Origin of the sequence: Lysinibacillus cavernae (assembly GCF_009724685.1) — a bacterium.
Taxonomy (GTDB): domain Bacteria; phylum Bacillota; class Bacilli; order Bacillales_A; family Planococcaceae; genus Lysinibacillus; species Lysinibacillus cavernae.
In genome coordinates this window covers 570,835-589,334 of sequence record NZ_WMEF01000003.1, presented here as the reverse complement: position 1 = coordinate 589,334, position 18,500 = coordinate 570,835, and the positions used below count along the sequence as shown (strand labels likewise).

Genomic DNA, 18,500 nt, shown 5'->3' with positions numbered 1-18,500 from the left:
CCAGATGGCTGCGTAGTGTTTTTTAGTGTTGTCTACTTAACAGGGGTAAGTCCAGGGTGCGTTTTTTATTTACTCATTTACTTTTTTGGACTTGCGTAAAAATCTACTAAATTCTATTAATTTTCTCTCACTTACCCAACCAGAAAATCAAAATAATTATTTTTATAGTATAGGAAAATGCTAACAGCCTTTTTTTTGAAATGCAGAAGAATGAATGAGTATTCATAAGGGATATCCAAACAACCCCCACTAAACACTAGTCATATTAATGTTGTTAATTGCATAATAATTAATCGAAAACGCATTTATTTTCTATTTTCTGTTTGAAACTGTATTTCTTTTTCATTATAATAAATATAAGAATTGACAAAGTTTGGGACAAAGGGGAGAGGACGTATGACAGCAAAACCATGGCTAGTAAATTATCCTGAAGAAGTACCATCGTCTTTAACGTTTGAGGAAATTCCAGTACAAGAGTTTTTGACACGTGCCTATAAAAAGAATCCATCTAAAGTAGCGATTCATTTTATGGGGAAGGAGTTAACGTATACCGAGCTGTATGAGTCTGCTTTAAGGTTCGCAAACTATTTACAAACACTAGGTGTGGAAAAAGGAGATCGAGTGGCTATTATGCTGCCTAACTCACCACAAAGTGTAATCGCTTACTACGGTGCCATGTATGCAGGTGCTGTTGTTGTTCAAACAAATCCACTTTATACTGAACGTGAGCTTCAGTACCAAATGGCTGATTCAGGTGCAAAGGTTATTCTTGTCATGGATATTTTATATCCGCGGGTTATGAAAATTATGAAGGAGACTGCACTTGAAAATGTCATTGTGACAGCTATTAAAGATTATTTACCATTCCCAAAAAATCTAGTCTATCCATTTATTCAAAAAAAACAGTATGGCTTTAGTGTCAAGGTTGAGCATAGCGGGCAAAATCACTTGTTTTCAGAAATAATGCGCTCTGCTCCCATTAAGATGATAAACAGTATTCCGTTTGATTTTGAAGAAGACCTAGCACTACTTCAATATACTGGCGGAACAACTGGTTTTCCAAAAGGTGTTATGTTGACCCATAAAAATTTAATCGCCAATACAACAATGTGTGATGCATGGATGTATAAATGTGTGCATGGTGAAGAAACCATTATGGGCATTCTACCGTTCTTCCACGTCTATGGTATGACCACTGTTATGTTATTAACTGTATTCACCCAAAATAAAATGGTGCTACTGCCGAAATTTGATGTTGAAACGGCATTAAAAACAATTGATAAGCAAAAACCAACGCTTTTCCCCGGTGCTCCAACCTTATACATTGGCCTACTCAATCATCCAGACATTGCAAATTATGATTTATCATCGATTAAAGCTTGCTTAAGTGGTTCTGCTTCATTGCCAATTGAAGTGCAAGAGAAATTTGAAGCCGTTACTGGAGGGAAACTTGTTGAAGGCTACGGTTTAACTGAAACCTCTCCAGTTACTCATGCTACGCCAATTTGGGGTAAGAGGGTGATTGGCTCGATTGGGTTACCATGGCCAAACACAGAAGCGGTTATTTTGCGTACAGGGGATACAGAAAAGCTACCAGTTGGCGAGGTTGGTGAAATCGCTATCAAAGGACCACAAGTGATGAAGGGCTACTGGAACCGTCCAGAGGATACGGCAGCTACATTTGCAGAAGACTGGTTTTTAACAGGTGATCTTGGTTATATGGATGAACAAGGCTACTTTTATGTAGTGGACCGTAAAAAGGATATGATTATAGCAGGGGGCTTTAATATCTATCCTCGTGAAGTTGAAGAAGTGTTATACGAATGTGAAGAAATCCAAGAATGTGTAGTTGCGGGTATACCAGATCCGTATCGTGGAGAAACAGTAAAAGCATATATTGTTTTAAAAGAAGGATATTCCATTACTGAGGACGAATTAAATAAATATTGTCGTCAACATCTAGCGGCATTTAAAGTTCCGCGTTATTATGAATTTAGAGATGAGCTGCCAAAAACAGCCGTTGGAAAAATTTTGCGTCGCACGTTAGTTGAAGAAGAAAAAACGAAATTAGCGAATAAAGAAGCGAAATAAATACGTGTGAAAGTATTGACAAGCAATGCTGTAAAATATAATATGAAAATATGAATGAATGACCATTCATATTTTCATATTTTTTTAAGTTCACACGTCATATTGATTATGTAGACGTGCGCATGTTTTTTAGGTGGTGTTATAAAAGTGAAACGAGATAAGCCAAAATATAAACAAATTATTGATGCAGCTGTCATCGTTATTGCGGAGAATGGGTATCACCAAGCGCAAGTATCGAAAATCGCCAAACAGGCAGGGGTGGCCGATGGAACAATCTATTTATATTTTAAAAATAAAGAAGATATATTAATTTCTGTCTTTAATGAAAAAATGGCTGTTTTTGTAGAGTCATTACAAGATATAATAGAAAATGGGAGTACGTCTAGAGACAAACTTTCACGAATGATTGAAAATCATTTTAATGTTCTAGCGACAGATCGATACCTAGCAACTGTCACACAATTAGAGCTTCGCCAATCGAATAAAGACTTACGATTAAAAATTAATGCTGTACTACGTGAGTATTTACATTTACTGGATCAAATTTTAATCGCAGGTATGCTTTCTGGTGAGTTCAATCAAACGATGGATGTACGCTTGGCACGACAAATGGTTTTTGGAACAATTGATGAAACGATTACGTCGTGGGTTATGAATGACTATCGATATGATTTGATGGAACAGGTTCCAAAGGTTCAGGCATTAATCCTGAACGGCATTAAAGCATAGAAGGATGTGGAGAAATGGAATTTCTAAGTTGGAAAGTAGAAGATGGGGTAGCAATTATTACAATTGCACGTCCACCAGCAAATGCATTATCTCGCGGTATTATTGCAGAAGTTAACGCTGTACTAGATGCTGTAGAACACGATGATGCTGTAAGAGTCCTTGTACTTCATGGTGAAGGCCGTTTCTTCTCTGCGGGGGCAGATATTAAAGAGTTTACTGGGGTAGAATCTGGCGAAGAATTTACGAAGCTAGCTAGCAATGGACAACAAGTTTTTGAACGTGTTGAATCATTCTCTAAGCCTGTTATTGCGGCCATCCATGGTGCAGCGTTAGGCGGTGGACTTGAGTTAGCAATGAGCTGTCATATGCGATTTGTGACTGACTCAGCGAAACTAGGTTTACCAGAATTACAATTAGGTCTTATCCCTGGCTTTGGTGGTACGCAGCGCTTACCACGCTATGTTGGTGTAGCAAAAGCTGCTGAAATGATGTTTACAAGCGAGCCGATTTCTGGTGCTGAAGCTGTTCAGTGGGGCTTAGCAAACCGTGCATTCTCAGACGAGACTATGCTAGAAGAAACGTTAAAGATTGCTAAGAACATTGCTAAGAAAAGCCCAATAGCTTTAAAAGCAGCTATTCAAACATTGCAATATGCAAAGCATGCTTCATTTTATGAAGGCATTGAAGCTGAGGCGAAATCTTTTGGGACAGTATTCGTAACAGAAGATGCAAAAGAAGGAATTCAAGCATTCATTGACAAGCGTGAGCCTGTGTTTACCGGTAAATAATTTCCCAAATCTCGATAACAACGTTCAAGTATGTTATCGGTGCTATTGAAACTAAAAATATATAATATTTATAAGTTTACTTAGAATTATAAAACGTTCCAGGAGGTATGGATATATGAACATTTTTGCATTAATTAAACGTACGTTTGATACAGAAGAAAAAATCGTTGTGTCGGGTGGCAAAATCCAAGAGGACGGAGCAGAATTCATTATCAACCCGTACGATGAATATGCCATTGAAGAGGCAATCCAAGTGCGCGATGCTGCTGGTGGTAAAGTAACAGTTATAACAATTGGCGGCGAGGATGCAGAGAAGCAATTACGTACAGCACTTGCCATGGGAGCAGACGAAGCGGTACTTATTAATACTGAAGATGATTTAGATGAGTTAGACCAAAATGCAGCTGCATATCTTTTAGCAGAATATTTAAAAGATAAAGATGCTGATTTAATTTTAACAGGAAATGTTGCGATTGATGGTGGTTCAGGTCAAGTAGGCCCACGTGTTGCAGATTTATTAGCTATTAATTATGTAACTACGATTACAAAACTTGAAATCGATGGAACATCTGTGAAAATTGTTCGTGATATCGAAGGAGATTCAGAGGTAATTGAAACGTCTTTACCATTATTAGTAACAGCTCAGCAAGGTTTAAATGAGCCACGTTATCCATCTCTACCAGGTATTATGAAAGCGAAAAAGAAACCGCTTGCAGAGCTTGAGTTAGATGATTTAGATATCGATGAAGATGATGTAGAAGTGAAGATCGAAACGGTAGACATCTTCTTGCCAGCTCAAAAGGCAGCAGGCCGCATTCTTGAAGGCGACCTTTCTGCACAAGTAAAAGAACTGGTAAATCTACTTCACTCAGAAGCAAAAGTAGTTTAATTATTGGATGATCTTAATCGAATCTTAAAGGGTAACGGAGGGAATATGCTATGTCAAAAAAAGTATTAGTATTAAGTGAAGTTCGTGAAGGAAGCTTACGTAATGTTTCTTTCGAAGCAATTGCAGCTGCAAAACAGATCGCTGATGGTGGCGAGGTTGTTGGGGTACTTTTAGGGGATGCTGTAGCAGGTTTAACAGGTCCATTATTTGAATATGGTGCTGATCGCGTGGTAACAGTGGAACACCCACATTTAAAACAATATACATCTGATGGCTATAGTCAAGCACTATTAGCTGTTATCGAGCAAGAAAAACCAGCTGGCATTGTCTTTGGTCATACAGCAAACGGTAAAGATTTATCACCAAAAATTGCAAGTAAATTACAAGCAGGTTTAGTATCTGATGTCACTACTATTGAGGGTGCAGGCGATGATATTGTATTCATCCGACCAATTTATTCTGGTAAAGCTTTCGAAAAAGTGAAAGTAAAAGATGGTGTTGTTTTAGCTTCAATACGTCCAAATAACATTGCACCTTTAGAAAAAGCGGAAGGTAAAACAGGAGATGTTTCTGCAATCACTGTTGAGATTACAAATCTTCGCACAATTATTAAAGAGGTTGTTCGTAAATCTTCAGAAGGTGTGGATCTTTCAGAAGCGAAAGTAGTCGTTGCTGGTGGTCGTGGTGTGAAGTCTGAAGAAGGTTTCGAGCCGTTAAAAGAGCTAGCAGATTTACTAGGCGGTGCAGTTGGAGCATCCCGTGGTGCATGTGACGCTGAGTATTGTGACTATTCACTACAAATTGGTCAAACAGGTAAGGTAGTAACACCTGACCTTTATATTGCAGCTGGTATTTCTGGCGCTATTCAACACTTAGCGGGAATGTCAAACTCTAAAGTAATTGTTGCTATTAATAAAGATCCTGAAGCAAATATTTTCAAAGTAGCGGATTACGGTATCGTTGGAGATTTATTTGAAGTGATTCCGCTTCTAATCGAAGAATTTAAAGCATTAAAAGTAAATGCATAAAGAGTAGACGCAGGAAGGGATTAATCCTTCCTGCTTTTTTATGGTTGGACACCGCAAGAAACTCTAATTTGAAAATTATCGCAAAATAAAATATTGACATAATTAACAGTAGACATTATAGTGTTGAATAATCATTAAATTTTTTAATAATAATGTTTTGAAACGCAAAGATTAGGAGTAGTAAAAGCTCATTATTCGGTGAAGAGAGCTGCGGGTTGGTGCAACGCAGTCCAATAAGACTTTGAACTTGCCTAGGAGTGGTAAGATAAATGGAATTATCAGATTATTCTATTTGTTTGACGATTAACCTTCGTTACCAGGTTATTAAGTTGGGTTCTCTATGAACCAATTAGAGTGGTACCGCGGTTTGCTTATGGCATATCGTCTCTTCTTTCATTTGAAAATGAAGGAAGAGACGATATGCCTTTTTAATTTTAGGAGGTAAGAAAGTGGAAAACAACAATCAACAATTAAAACGAACAATGACCTCACGTCATATCACCATGATGGCTTTAGGTGGTGCTATTGGTGCAGGATTATTTAAAGGAAGTAGTGCAGCCATTGATATGGCAGGGCCGTCAGTGCTTATTGCGTATTTATTAGGTGGCATTATTTTATTATTTGTAATGCAAGGTCTAGCAGAAATGGCCGTTCGTAATAAAGAAGCAAGAACGTTCAGAGATTTAGTTCAATCGGTGTTAGGAAAATATCCAGCTTATTTCCTAGATTGGATCTATTGGAAAATGTGGGTTTTAAATATTGCAGCAGAATCTGTAGTTGCGGCTATTTTTATTCAATATTGGCTTCCTCAATACCCAATTTGGATACTTGCGCTATCTGTTTCTGTGTTAGTAACAGCCATTAACCTGCTATCGGTGAAAATATTTGCTGAAACAGAATATTGGCTAGCATTGATTAAAATTACCGTTATTATTGTGTTTATTATAGCAGGACTTATTTTATTGTTTGTTACGTTTGGAAATCATACGGCTGTTGGTTTTTCTAACTTAACAGCACATGGTGGTTTTTTCCCTAATGGATCAACGGGGTTAATTGCTGCTATGCTAGTGGTCATTTATTCTTATGGTGGTACAGAAATCATCGGGATTACATTAGCTGAAACGAAAAATCCTGAAAAAGTAGTACCAAAAGCTGTTCGCAGTACATTGATTCGTATTGTTACTTTCTATCTACTGCCTTTCTTTATTATTGTAAGCTTGATTCCTTGGAATGAAGTAAACGGGGTACCTGAAAGTCCATTTGTAATGGTTTTTAAAATGATTGGCATTCCAGGTGCAGACCATATTATGAATGCTGTTGTTATACTTGCTATTATTTCATCCATGAATTCAGGGCTCTACGGTTCATCACGAGTACTGTATACGCAAGCTGTAGATGGTCGTGTTCCTAAAATATTTGCTCATTTATCTAAAAGAAAAGTTCCTGTATATGCCATTTTGATGTGTACATTAGCATTATATTTAGGTGTAATCTTTTCTTTATATGCTGGAAGCAAGACTTTTGATTTCTTAATGGGTTCACTTGGCTATACGGTGTTATTTATTTGGTTAATTATTGCGATTGCCCATTTGAAATCACGAAAAAAACAATCAGAAAACACAAGTGCCTATGAAGTAAAATGGTTTCCTTATACAACTTGGATTGCCATTATAGCTTTAAGTGCCATCTTGATTGGCATTATTTTTACAACATCAATTATCGTGACAGGAATTACCTTAGCGATTTACATCTTTATCACGTTAACCTATATATTTAAAGGTCGATATCAAGCTAATTAAATGACTCTATTTTAAATGTTCGACATGGTTTTTCATAAAATATACATTGCAGGCAGATTGTTCGCTCAAGTGAATTTATCCATGCTATACTACAATCATAGTAAGTTTAAGGAGGATTTCAAATGGCAATTGTACATGCAACTGATGCTACGTTCCAGGACGATATTAAAGAAGGGTTAGTACTAGTAGACTTTTGGGCTGCTTGGTGCGGACCTTGTAAAATGATTGGGCCAGTTCTTGAAGAAATGGACGCTGCAGGTAGTGCGGCTAAAATTGTAAAAGTGGATGTAGACAATAACCAAGGTACTGCAGCACAATATCAAATCATGTCAATCCCATCTTTACTATTATTCAAAGATGGTGAATTAGTAGACAAAACTGTAGGCTTCCAACCTAAAGAAGCTTTAGAAGCATTTATCGCTAAACATGCGTAATCAATGAAGTTCACAAAAGCCGAGCCATCAATAGATGTGTTCGGCTTTTTTTCGTTTTCGTTATATAATAAAGAAAAAATTACAATAAATCATTAAAGGGATTATCGTAGGGGGGCAGGTAGGTAATGAACGATTTAATTAAACGTAAACTTGATATTTTACCAGATCAGCCTGGCTGCTATTTGATGAAGGATCGGCAGGGGACAATCATTTATGTTGGCAAAGCGAAAGTTCTGAAAAACCGAGTGCGTTCTTATTTTACTGGAACACATGAAGGGAAGACACAAAGACTTGTAAGCGAAATAGAAGATTTTGAATATATCGTGACATCATCTAATATTGAAGCACTTATTTTAGAGCTGAATCTTATTAAATTACATGATCCAAAGTATAATGTCATGCTAACGGATGATAAGACATATCCGTATTTAAAAATTACGAATGAAAAACATCCTCGTCTTATTACGACGCGTAAGGTAAAAAAGGATAAGGCTAAATATTTTGGACCTTATCCCAATGCCTATGCGGCAAGTGAAACGAAAAAGCTATTGGATCGATTGTATCCACTACGTAAATGTGTACAATTACCTTCTAAAGTTTGCTTGTACTATCACATGGGCCAATGTTTAGCGCCTTGTGTAAAAGAAATTGATGGTCAAGTTTATCAAGAGATGATAGATGATATGTCGAAGTTTTTAAATGGTGGTGTGGAGGCAGTTAAAAAAGAGCTTGAAGCTAAAATGCTAGCAGCTGCCGAAAATCTGGAATTTGAACGTGCAAAGGAGTTCCGAGACCAAATTGCACACATTGATACGGTCATGCAGAAACAAAAAATAGTGTCAAGTGATACGACAAACCGTGATGTCTTTGGCTATGCTGTTGAAAAAGGGTGGATGTGTGTTCAGGTGTTCTTTGTTCGACAAGGAAAATTAATCGAGCGTGATGTCTCCATTTTCCCCATTTATCAAGATGCAGAGGAAGAGTTTTTAACATTTGTTGGGCGCTTTTATGAAAAACCAGAGCATATTAAGCCAAAAGAAATTTTTATCCCACAAGCAATTGATGCAGCCATTTTAACAGAATTATTAGCTATCAAAGTACTTTCACCAAAACGAGGACAAAAAAAGGAGTTGGTTGATTTAGCGACCAAAAATGCCGAAATTGCTGTGGCAGCTAAATTCCAGCTCATTGAACGACAGGAAGAACGAACGATTGGTGCTTGTGATTCACTTGGTGAAGCAATGGGTATTACTACACCATTACGGATTGAGGCTTTTGATAATAGTCATATGCATGGAACCGACGCAGTCTCTGCCATGGTTGTTTTCATTGATGGAAAGCCTGCGAAAAAGGAATATCGCAAATACAAAACGCGTACAGCAGCCAAGCATGATGATTATGGTGCTATGCAAGAGGTCATACGTCGACGGTATACACGTGTTCTGAAGGAAGGTTTACCATTACCAGATTTAGTCTTGATTGATGGTGGTAAGGGTCAAATGGAAGTAGCACGTGAAGTATTAGAAGATGAGCTAGGACTTGTCATACCAATTGCTGGTTTAGCAAAGGATGATAAACATAATACATCACAGCTATTGTTTGGCGATCCGCCAGAAGTGATTGCCTTAAAGCGTACAAGTGATGGTTTTTATTTGCTACAACGAATTCAAGACGAAGTACACCGCTTTGCTATTACCTTCTTGCGCCAACAGCATGAGAAACATGCCATTCAATCTGTATTAGATCATATTGAGGGTGTCGGACCAAAACGAAAGCAACAGTTACTTAAATATTTTGGTTCAGTCAAGAAAATTCGAGAGGCGAGCGAGCTAGCTTTACAGGAGGCAGGGATGCCCGCCAATTTAGCAAGCCAGATTTATGCCTATTTTCAGCAGGAAACATTGTCAAAGGAATAGGCATGTGCTAAGGTTGTAAATAACATTGGTTTTTAATGTTATTTACAGATCACTAGCGTGGTAAGCTCATTGACGCTAGGATTAAACAAATTGAATACAATCACTTTAAGGTGATGATAGAGGTGCAAGTTTCAAGAGTAGCACAATGGAGGATGAACAAGTCCGGAGATATTGTGTGAAAGGGGAGCTTGCCGAAGTATAGCATGGTTGTTTCATATGTTGTACTGGTTTTGCATTTAAAAGATGTAAGACTGTCGATTCTAAACGTTTCGGAGAGCTATCACACATGCGCAAGTTACGATTATTGTACATGTTATAGGCAGCTTTCACGTTATGTGGAGGCTGCCTTTTAGTTTTCTAGAGACTGTTTTGCACCGTGTATTTAGGTGAAACCCAAGGACTGGAAAGGAGAACGAAAAAAATGGCTAGAATCGTGATGAAGTTTGGAGGGGCTGCATTAGCATCAACTGAACAAATCCAAGAGGCTGCTCGAAAAGCTATTGCTGAGAAGGACAGAGGATTTGATGTAGTCGTGGTAGTTGCAGCAATGGGACAAACTGCGAAAGATGTGAAAATGATGGTGCGTCATCTAACTGACGATGTGTCAAAACGGGAATTAGGTACAGTCATGTCTACATGCTCTCAGTTATCAAGTGCTTTATTTGCCATTGCAATACAGGAAGCAGGCTATGATGCTATGTCCTTAACTGGATGGCAGGCAGGTATTCACACGGATCGTATGTACCGTCATGCACGAATAAACTATATCGATGTGAGTCGTATCGAAGAACATTTTGCACAGGGACAAATTGTGGTCATTGCTGGAGAACAGGGCATTGACGATGAACAGAATATCACAACGCTTGGGAAAGGAGGAGCTGAAACGACAGCCGTAGCGCTTGCCGTAGCATTGGGAGCAGAGCGAGCTGATATTTATACAAATGTTGATGGTGTTTATACAGCAGACCCACGTTATGTTACGAAGGCCCAAAAGCTACAGGAAATTTCCTATGATGAAATGTTGGAGCTATCTAATTTAGGATCACATGTCATACATCCACGTGCAGTGGAATTAGCAAAGAAGTTTCAAATGCCAGTTATCATACGCTCTAGTTTAGTGGAGTCGATAGGTACTTTATTGAAGGAGGAAGTGGAAATGGAGAAAAATTTAGTAGTCCGCGGTGTAGCCTTTGAATCAGATATTATTCGTTTAACAGTTGGGTATGATGCTCATTCTGATGCTTCATTAGCTGATATGTTTACAACCCTTGCAGAAAACCACATTAATGTGGATATTATCGTACAGGCGATCATTGATGGAGTAAAGCCGACTGTGTCCTTTTCGATTTTAAAAGAGGAATTTGCGGAAGCATTACGTGTTCTAGAGGATAGCAAATTATCACTGGGCTTTAGTTTTGCTGATTTTGAAATAGGGTTAGCGAAAGTTTCCATCATTGGTTCAGGTATGGTATCTAATCCTGGCGTTGCTGCTCGCATGTTTGATCGATTACGTCGTGAAAACATTCCGGTAAAAATGGTTAGCACTTCTGAAATAAAAGTGTCTGTTGTTGTACCACAGGATGATATGATCCGTGCAGCTAATGCATTGCATGATGCGTTTAATTTAGAACAAGCACTTTACATATAATAATAGTAGAAACTGCCATTTTTAATGATGCTTTTCTTTTGAGCAGCTAAACAATGCGTCCAGATTTTCGAGTTGACGAGTAGAAGTTAACCTAAAACCGCCGCTTCCTGTGACAATGATTAACCGATCTGCATCGTGCAGACCTCTCTTCAAAACCTATGCCATCTGTTGGGGGCTTTTGGCAACATGCTGAGGTGTTCCTCTTTTTGACCATCCGCTAAAAAATCCAAATGCTGTACCTGACGCCTCGCTTTTGGTACGAAAATTGTTGCTGAAGCAAGATAAAATAGTTCGAAATGAAAGGAAGAAAAAGGATTGTCAGCCCATTTAATTGGGAGACAATCCTTTTCATTACTCTGTAGGGATGGTATTCATGATACGTTCCTTGACGTCCCATTTGACTGTAAACATAACATAGTGCTGTTTTTCTCGCTTTTCATCATAGCATTCTGTAAGGTAGCCTTTAGCTAGTTGAATCTGTTCTGCTATAAATCCTGCCTCAAGTCTAAAACTACGTTGTTTGATTTGCAGTATTTCAGGGTCGTTTGTCAACTGAAAAATTCGTCCATCCTTGGATTCTTTCATAAGCTCTAAATTACCCCAACAGGCATCTGCGAAAAATGCGATAAGTTCGTCTTGACTTTTACATGGAAACTTGCGTGCAAGCTCTTTTCCTGCCCAATAAAGGACATCATCTTCATGTTTACCGAGTATAGAAGATAGAATATGATCGCGAATGATCTCATAGCCAAATGATGAGATTGTAGGAGATGGAGTGTTTAACATTGGTATCCTTCTTTCTTAGAATTTTCTTAAAATTTAACGGTAATAAAGTAATGATAGATTTTTCGAGAAAAAACGACTCATCATGTACTAGATTAGTTCTTTAATAAGCTCTATGAAAAACTCCGAGTTGCCTTGACGCTCGTAGCTCTTGAGAGTACAATAAACATGTCATAATATTGTACCATGATGAAATGCACAGTCAATGAAGTATCATTTACAAAATGATGACTTCTTTTGGTGTGTTATTTTAAGTACTAAGGGGGGTAACAGTCTTGTCGAAAGATCGAGAGTTTTTATGGCGTCGCTTACATTCTCTACTTGGGATCATTCCAGTAGGTCTGTTTTTAACGATGCACCTGTTCATTAACTTTACAGCAACAGGCGGGGCAGAAAGTTATAACGATGCTACCGCAGTAATGGAAAAGATTCCATTCCTTATCATAGTTGAATGGATTGTCATCTATATTCCATTAATGTTCCACGCATTTTATGGTGTCTTCATTGCATTCACTGCTACACCAAACACAGGACGTTTCAGCACATACCGTAACTGGATGTTCTCTTTACAACGTTTCACTGGTGTATTCCTAGTGATTTTCATTGCATGGCATATTTTCCAAACTCGTATTCAAAAAGCACTTGGCGCACACGTTGATTACGACATGATGGCGAATATCGTTGCTAATCCATTCATGCTTGGATTCTACATTGTTGGTATTTTATCAGCAACTTTCCACTTATCTAACGGTTTATGGGCATTCCTAGTAAGCTGGGGTATTGTACAATCTCCTCAGTCTCAAAAGATTGCTACTTACGTAACAAACATTATTTTCGTAATTCTAAGTGTAGTTGGTGTGGCTGCTATTTTAGCTTTCGTATAATTCAATAGAGCTACGATAGAGCACATGCAATCATTGCAATTTTTTAAGAGGAGTGAGAAATAATCATGGCGAAAAGCAAAATAATTGTTGTCGGCGGTGGTCTTGCCGGTCTGATGGCAACGATTAAAGCAGCTGAAGTTGGTACTGAAGTTGATTTATTCTCATTAGTTCCTGTAAAACGCTCACACTCTGTTTGTGCGCAAGGCGGAATTAATGGTGCGGTAAATACAAAAGGTGAAGGGGATTCTCCATGGATCCACTTTGATGATACAGTATATGGTGGGGACTTCTTAGCGAACCAACCACCAGTAAAAGGTATGTGTGACGCAGCACCTGGCATTATCCACTTAATGGACCGTATGGGTGTTATGTTCAACCGTACACCAGAAGGACTATTAGACTTCCGTCGTTTTGGCGGTACTTTAATGCACCGTACAGCTTTCTCTGGTGCAACAACTGGTCAACAATTACTATATGCGCTAGATGAGCAAGTTCGTTCTCATGAAGTGGCTGGTTTAGTAAATAAATATGAACACTGGGAATTCCTTGGTGTTATTAACGATGAAGACGGCGTTTGCCGTGGTATCGTAGCGCAAGATATGCGTACAGAAGAAATTAAATCATTCCGTGCAGACGCTGTTATCATGGCGACTGGTGGCCCTGGTATTATCTTCGGTAAAACAACAAACTCAGTTATTAACACAGGTTCTGCTGCTTCTATCGTTTACCAACAAGGTGCTTCATATGCGAATGGTGAGTTCATTCAAATTCACCCTACAGCGATTCCTGGAGATGACAAAAACCGTCTAATGTCAGAATCAGCTCGTGGTGAAGGTGGTCGTATTTGGACTTATAAAGACGGTAAACCTTGGTACTTCTTAGAAGAAAAATACCCAGCTTATGGTAACTTAGTACCACGTGATATTGCAACACGTGAAATTTTTGATGTCTGTGTAAATCAAAAACTTGGTATCAATGGCGAGAACATGGTATACCTAGATCTTTCTCATAAAGATCCACATGAATTAGACGTTAAACTTGGTGGTATCATCGAAATCTACGAAAAATTCGTAGGGGATGACCCACGTAAATTACCAATGAAAATTTTCCCTGCAGTTCACTATTCAATGGGTGGCTTATGGGTTGATTACAATCAGATGACTGAGATTCCTGGTCTATTTGCAGCAGGTGAATGTGATTACTCTCAACATGGTGCAAACCGTCTTGGTGCGAACTCATTATTATCTGCTATTTACGGTGGTATGGTTGCAGGACCAAACGCAGTAGATTATGTAAAACACCTTAAAAAACATGCAGAAGATCTTTCACAAGAGATTTACGATGCTCGCGTAACAGAAGAGCAAGCGAAATGGGATGCTATCATGAAAATGGAAGGCACAGAAAACGCTTACTTACTGCATAAAGAGCTTGGTGAAATGATGACTGCTACAATGACTGTAGTACGTTACAATGATCAGCTTGAAGATACATTGAAAAAACTTGATGAGCTTTCTGAGCGTTGGAATAACATCAACATTAACGATACGCAAAAATGGAGTAACCAAGGCGCACACTTTACACGTCAACTTAAAAATATGTTAGTGCTTGCAAAAGTAATGACTAAAGGTGCTTTATTACGTAATGAATCTCGTGGTGCGCACTATAAACCTGATTTCCCTAATCGTGATGACGAGCAGTTCTTAAAAACAACGATGGCGAAGTTTGACCCAACAACTGGTAATCCAATCATCACGTACCAAGAAGTCGACGTTTCTTTAATCCCACCACGTAAACGCGACTACTCTGCGAAAGGAGACTAAAAGTTATGGAAATGGCAGCTAATACTGGAAGAATGGTCAAAGTAGAAGTCTTACGTCAAGATACACAAGGCGGCAATAGCTACTGGCAAAAATTCCAAGTACCTTACCGTCATGGTATGAACGTAATCTCAATTTTAATGGAAATTCAAAAAAATCCTGTTACTGAAAATGGTGAAAACACATCGCCAGTATCATGGGATATGAACTGTTTAGAAGAAGTTTGTGGTGCATGTTCAATGGTTATCAATGGCCGTCCGCGTCAATCATGTTCAACACTTGTTGACCAATTGACTGAGCCAATTAAACTTGAGCCAATGAAGACATTCCCTGTTATTCGTGACCTACAAGTTGACCGTGAACGTATGTTCAATGCACTTAAAAAAGTGAAAGCTTGGGTACCGATCGACGGTACTTATGATTTAGGTGAAGGTCCACGTATGCCAGAAGGTAAACGTCAATGGGCTTATGAATTATCTAAATGTATGACTTGTGGTGTATGTATGGAAGCATGTCCAAACGTGTCTGAAAAAGCTTCATTCATCGGACCAGCTCCATTATCACAAGTACGTCTTTTCAACACTCACCCAACTGGTGCAATGATTAAAGATGAACGTTTAAATGCTATTATGGGTGATGGTGGCCTTGCGAACTGTGGTAACTCTCAAAACTGTGTAGCTGCATGTCCAAAAGGAATTCCTTTAACAACATCAATTGCTTCACTAAACCGTGCAACTACAGTGCAAATGTTCCGTAACTTCTTCGGTTCTGACCACTTCGTAGACTAATATACGGACAAGTTGAACGCCAAAACTCTCTTACACTTTGTGTAAGAGGGTTTTTTTATTAAGGGTCAGCAAATGATTTTTGTACTGAAAGCAAGACGCTCAATGAGATAGCGGAACACCGCGTAAAAGCCCTACGTCCAGTAGCAATGGCGGTGTGTCCAACATAAAGCCCAAAGCCTCCGACAGCTGTCACAGATTTTATAGAGGTCTGCACGACGTAGGTCAGTTAACCGTTGTCACATTCTATTCGTCAGCTGAAATAAATTTGAATGCCATTACGACATGGTGTAATTAATTATTATAGAAGCGATCTGTCAATAGCATGTCATTCAAAGTTGTATACAAATTAAAGGGAAGAAATAATTGCGTTAAAAGGTGGGAATCGTTGTTTTTTCTATGATAATATAGCATTTTCTTTTATAATGAATATGTATTCATTTCGTTTGCCGTCATCAAAACGAGTGATAATAACTCGATTTATGATAGGACTGGCAAATATACTACTAGGGATGGTGTTGACATGAAGGCTAATTATATCGAGAATTTTCAAGAGTGGGAGAAGGATTTTTCCTTTTATAGTGAGGTACGCGTACGATTTTCAGAGACAGACATGTACGGTCATATGAATAATACAGTTAGCTTTACATATTTTGAGCAAGCAAGAATTGATTATTTCCGGCATTTAGGTATTTTAATGCCTTCAGCGGGAGATGAAAATATGAAGTCTATACCGATAGTAGCAGATTTACAATGTGATTATGTGAAACAGGTTTTCTTTGATGATGTATTACGAATTTACACAAAGATAGCGAGAGTTGGAAATTCATCGATAGACATTCATTATTTAACGAAAAATCAAAAAGATGAAATTTGCTTCACTGGGCGCGGTACAATTGTGCAAATGGATCCTCTAACAGGCAAGAGTGTACCGATTTCTGATGAGGAGAGAGCTCGATTAGTTAGTTTAGTTATTTAGCTCGCATTAAGGGATTGTTTTTTATCTAAATTAATTCTTTGTCAGATTTACAATTGTGCTTTGTACAATTGTCGCCCACAAAAAGGCTATATGAGCATTCATCTCCCCACCTATAGAGGTGAGTGTATTGATGAAGGTAGATAAAATGGGGAATGTGTCTAAGCAATTTCTGAAATTTTTAAGGAAACATGGAATAATCATGCAAATAGCCGTCACCGCTTCAAGTCCCTTAACATAAGTTACAATACGTGCGGGGGAGGAGGGTGTAACTGAATGAATGGCTCTCATCATCGTTCTCTTTTAACAAACCGAGAACGTGAAATATTTGCGCTTTTATTAGCTGAAAAAACAACGAGAGATATTGCAGAGCAGCTTGGTATTAGTGAAAAAACAGTGCGAAATCACATATCCAATACAATTCAAAAGCTAGGTGTAACGAATCGATCTCAGGCGTTAATTGAGCTGTTACGCTTGGAAGAATTTAAATTAGACTAATGGACACTTGCTATTTCGTGAAAAAAACGACAAAATAGAACTATTCAACGTATTTTTAGGAGTGAAATAGTTATATGTCGGACGAAGTAACAAAGCACTCACCTGAAACCGTTGCAACGGTTGAAAAGGAATTACGCTATATAGCGGCCATCGTAAAGCAAAAGGGAAGAGAAATTGTTTCCGACTATGCGATTACGCCGCCACAATTTGTTGCATTACAGTGGTTAGAAGAGCTTGGTGATATTACAATTGGCGAATTATCAAACCGTTTATATTTAGCTTTTAGCACGACAACAGATTTAGTTGACCGAATGGAGAAAAATGAATTAGTCAAGCGTGTGCGTGATGAAAATGATCGCCGTGTCGTTGTTGTTCATCTTCTCGAAAAGGGCGAACGTATTATTCAAAAGGTTATAGAAAAAAGACAGCAATATTTGCAGGAGATGCTTGTTGGTTTTAATCAACAAGAAGTCGCTCAATTATCAAGCTATTTAGAAAAACTACATGTACACATGAAACAGGATTGAGGCGGAAAGTATGAATGCCCCGATAGGCGTTATTGACTCAGGAGTAGGCGGTTTAACCGTAGCAAAAGAAATTATGAAGCGATTGCCAAACGAAACGATCTATTATATTGGCGATACAGCAAGATGTCCGTATGGACCAAGAAGTCGTCAGGAAGTACGGAATTTCACTTGGCAAATGGCAAAATCACTCGAAAAAATGAATATTAAGATGCTCGTTATTGCTTGTAATACAGCGACTGCAGTAGCACTCGAAAGTTTACAAAGAAATATGCCTTTTCCGGTACTAGGCGTTATTAATGCTGGCGCACGTGCAGCTGTAAAGAAAACGAAGCGACATGAAGTCGTTGTGCTTGCAACAGAAGGAACAATTAAAAGTGGGGCGTATGAAGAAGCCTTATTGTCACTCAATACGTCAACGCATATTATTCCACTAGCTTGTCCAACATTCGTACCACTTGTAGAAAGTGGCGAATACAAAGGTGACTTTGCAAATAAGTTAATAACAGAAGGCTTAAAGCCGTTGAAAAACCGACAATTTGATACGGTTATTTTAGGGTGTACACATTATCCTATTTTACAAAAACAAATTGAAGCTGTTGTTGGAGAAGAAGTGAATGTTTTATCTTCTGCGGAGGAAACAGCAAAGGATGTTCAAGAAATGTTAGCGTATAACGGCACTTTAGCAAATCCAAATGCGGTGCCTGCTCATAAATTTTTTGCAACTGGTTCTGTTCCAATTTTCCGTTCGATTGCTGAGAATTGGCTAGAACAAGGTACTCTCGACATAAAACGTATAACATTAAAATAAAAAATCAGCTTAGCAACAGGCTAGGCTGATTTTTGCCGTTTTTAGCATTATACATAAGCGACTGAGTACTTTTTTGAAGGAACAAATTATGATAAGATGA

General features: G+C 38.4%; 17 protein-coding genes, 1 riboswitch and 1 other annotated feature. Of the genes, 16 read left to right on the top strand and 1 reads right to left on the bottom strand.

The window, feature by feature from the left end; translation table 11 throughout:
- Positions 1 to 396: 396 nt before the first annotated feature.
- From GJU32_RS10640 to GJU32_RS10600, 9 genes are all read left to right on the top strand, one after another.
- Positions 397 to 2,091: an AMP-binding protein gene (locus tag GJU32_RS10640; RefSeq protein ID WP_155591911.1), complete on the top strand. Its 1,695-nt coding sequence runs from the start codon at positions 397 to 399 to the stop codon at positions 2,089 to 2,091.
- A 147-nt stretch (positions 2,092 to 2,238) separates the two neighbouring features.
- Positions 2,239 to 2,820 carry a TetR/AcrR family transcriptional regulator gene (locus GJU32_RS10635; RefSeq protein ID WP_155591910.1) on the top strand — a complete coding sequence of 194 codons (582 nt, stop codon included), beginning with the start codon at positions 2,239 to 2,241 and terminating at the stop codon, positions 2,818 to 2,820.
- Between the two features lie 14 nt (positions 2,821 to 2,834).
- On the top strand, positions 2,835 to 3,608 hold the full coding sequence (locus GJU32_RS10630) for an enoyl-CoA hydratase (RefSeq protein ID WP_155591909.1): 774 nt from the start codon (positions 2,835 to 2,837) through the stop codon (positions 3,606 to 3,608).
- A gap of 115 nt (positions 3,609 to 3,723) precedes the next feature.
- A complete protein-coding gene (locus GJU32_RS10625) occupies positions 3,724 to 4,497 on the top strand; it encodes an electron transfer flavoprotein subunit beta/FixA family protein (protein WP_155591908.1) in 774 nt (257 codons plus the stop codon).
- A 50-nt stretch (positions 4,498 to 4,547) separates the two neighbouring features.
- The gene (locus GJU32_RS10620) at positions 4,548 to 5,525 is read left to right on the top strand and encodes an electron transfer flavoprotein subunit alpha/FixB family protein (RefSeq protein WP_155591907.1); all 978 of its coding nucleotides are present in this window, start codon (positions 4,548 to 4,550) and stop codon (positions 5,523 to 5,525) included.
- 158 nt (positions 5,526 to 5,683) lie between these two features.
- Positions 5,684 to 5,917: a binding site (T-box leader), on the top strand.
- Between the two features lie 57 nt (positions 5,918 to 5,974).
- Positions 5,975 to 7,324, top strand: coding sequence for an amino acid permease (locus GJU32_RS10615; RefSeq protein WP_155591906.1), 1,350 nt, complete (start codon positions 5,975 to 5,977; stop codon positions 7,322 to 7,324).
- A 122-nt stretch (positions 7,325 to 7,446) separates the two neighbouring features.
- Positions 7,447 to 7,758 (top strand): thioredoxin, encoded by a 312-nt coding sequence (gene trxA / locus GJU32_RS10610; protein WP_004226420.1) that lies wholly within the window; start codon positions 7,447 to 7,449, stop codon positions 7,756 to 7,758.
- 125 nt (positions 7,759 to 7,883) lie between these two features.
- The gene (gene uvrC / locus GJU32_RS10605) at positions 7,884 to 9,674 is read left to right on the top strand and encodes an excinuclease ABC subunit UvrC (protein ID WP_155591905.1); all 1,791 of its coding nucleotides are present in this window, start codon (positions 7,884 to 7,886) and stop codon (positions 9,672 to 9,674) included.
- A gap of 109 nt (positions 9,675 to 9,783) precedes the next feature.
- A riboswitch (Lysine riboswitch) is annotated at positions 9,784 to 9,962 on the top strand.
- Positions 9,963 to 10,095: 133 nt separating this feature from the next.
- The gene (locus GJU32_RS10600; RefSeq protein ID WP_155591904.1) at positions 10,096 to 11,322 is read left to right on the top strand and encodes an aspartate kinase; all 1,227 of its coding nucleotides are present in this window, start codon (positions 10,096 to 10,098) and stop codon (positions 11,320 to 11,322) included.
- A gap of 351 nt (positions 11,323 to 11,673) precedes the next feature.
- Here the strand turns inward: GJU32_RS10600 and GJU32_RS10595 are convergent, their stop codons facing one another.
- Entirely contained in the window at positions 11,674 to 12,108 is a 435-nt protein-coding gene (locus GJU32_RS10595; RefSeq protein WP_155591903.1) for a YslB family protein, read from the bottom strand.
- A 272-nt stretch (positions 12,109 to 12,380) separates the two neighbouring features.
- On the opposite strand from GJU32_RS10595, the gene GJU32_RS10590 reads away from it, so the two are divergent.
- The 7 genes from GJU32_RS10590 (at position 12,381) to racE (ending at position 18,400) form a co-directional block, all read left to right on the top strand.
- Entirely contained in the window at positions 12,381 to 12,989 is a 609-nt protein-coding gene (locus GJU32_RS10590; RefSeq protein WP_155591902.1) for a succinate dehydrogenase cytochrome b558 subunit, read from the top strand.
- A 65-nt stretch (positions 12,990 to 13,054) separates the two neighbouring features.
- Positions 13,055 to 14,809 (top strand): succinate dehydrogenase flavoprotein subunit, encoded by a 1,755-nt coding sequence (gene sdhA / locus GJU32_RS10585; protein ID WP_155591901.1) that lies wholly within the window; start codon positions 13,055 to 13,057, stop codon positions 14,807 to 14,809.
- A 5-nt stretch (positions 14,810 to 14,814) separates the two neighbouring features.
- Positions 14,815 to 15,594, top strand: coding sequence for a succinate dehydrogenase iron-sulfur subunit (gene sdhB / locus GJU32_RS10580; protein ID WP_155591900.1), 780 nt, complete (start codon positions 14,815 to 14,817; stop codon positions 15,592 to 15,594).
- Between the two features lie 520 nt (positions 15,595 to 16,114).
- Positions 16,115 to 16,570, top strand: a complete 456-nt coding sequence (locus GJU32_RS10575) for an acyl-CoA thioesterase (protein WP_155591899.1) — start codon at positions 16,115 to 16,117, stop codon at positions 16,568 to 16,570.
- 273 nt (positions 16,571 to 16,843) lie between these two features.
- Positions 16,844 to 17,065 carry a helix-turn-helix domain-containing protein gene (locus GJU32_RS10570; protein ID WP_004226437.1) on the top strand — a complete coding sequence of 74 codons (222 nt, stop codon included), beginning with the start codon at positions 16,844 to 16,846 and terminating at the stop codon, positions 17,063 to 17,065.
- Between the two features lie 74 nt (positions 17,066 to 17,139).
- Entirely contained in the window at positions 17,140 to 17,592 is a 453-nt protein-coding gene (locus GJU32_RS10565; RefSeq protein WP_155591898.1) for a MarR family winged helix-turn-helix transcriptional regulator, read from the top strand.
- 10 nt (positions 17,593 to 17,602) lie between these two features.
- The gene (gene racE / locus GJU32_RS10560) at positions 17,603 to 18,400 is read left to right on the top strand and encodes a glutamate racemase (RefSeq protein WP_155591897.1); all 798 of its coding nucleotides are present in this window, start codon (positions 17,603 to 17,605) and stop codon (positions 18,398 to 18,400) included.
- Positions 18,401 to 18,500 lie beyond the last annotated feature (100 nt).

What these genes read in the sequence shown, in the direction of transcription:
- trxA (WP_004226420.1), top strand. Translation starts at nt 7,447, where the DNA reads ATGGCAATTGTACATGCAACTGATGCTACGTTCCAGGACGATATTAAA.
- GJU32_RS10570 (WP_004226437.1), top strand. Translation starts at nt 16,844, where the DNA reads ATGAATGGCTCTCATCATCGTTCTCTTTTAACAAACCGAGAACGTGAA.
- sdhB (WP_155591900.1), top strand. Translation starts at nt 14,815, where the DNA reads ATGGAAATGGCAGCTAATACTGGAAGAATGGTCAAAGTAGAAGTCTTA.
- GJU32_RS10595 (WP_155591903.1), bottom strand. Translation starts at nt 12,108, where the DNA reads ATGTTAAACACTCCATCTCCTACAATCTCATCATTTGGCTATGAGATC.
- GJU32_RS10640 (WP_155591911.1), top strand. Translation starts at nt 397, where the DNA reads ATGACAGCAAAACCATGGCTAGTAAATTATCCTGAAGAAGTACCATCG.
- GJU32_RS10575 (WP_155591899.1), top strand. Translation starts at nt 16,115, where the DNA reads ATGAAGGCTAATTATATCGAGAATTTTCAAGAGTGGGAGAAGGATTTT.
- GJU32_RS10625 (WP_155591908.1), top strand. Translation starts at nt 3,724, where the DNA reads ATGAACATTTTTGCATTAATTAAACGTACGTTTGATACAGAAGAAAAA.
- racE (WP_155591897.1), top strand. Translation starts at nt 17,603, where the DNA reads ATGAATGCCCCGATAGGCGTTATTGACTCAGGAGTAGGCGGTTTAACC.
- GJU32_RS10620 (WP_155591907.1), top strand. Translation starts at nt 4,548, where the DNA reads ATGTCAAAAAAAGTATTAGTATTAAGTGAAGTTCGTGAAGGAAGCTTA.
- uvrC (WP_155591905.1), top strand. Translation starts at nt 7,884, where the DNA reads ATGAACGATTTAATTAAACGTAAACTTGATATTTTACCAGATCAGCCT.
- GJU32_RS10600 (WP_155591904.1), top strand. Translation starts at nt 10,096, where the DNA reads ATGGCTAGAATCGTGATGAAGTTTGGAGGGGCTGCATTAGCATCAACT.
- sdhA (WP_155591901.1), top strand. Translation starts at nt 13,055, where the DNA reads ATGGCGAAAAGCAAAATAATTGTTGTCGGCGGTGGTCTTGCCGGTCTG.
- GJU32_RS10565 (WP_155591898.1), top strand. Translation starts at nt 17,140, where the DNA reads ATGTCGGACGAAGTAACAAAGCACTCACCTGAAACCGTTGCAACGGTT.
- GJU32_RS10630 (WP_155591909.1), top strand. Translation starts at nt 2,835, where the DNA reads ATGGAATTTCTAAGTTGGAAAGTAGAAGATGGGGTAGCAATTATTACA.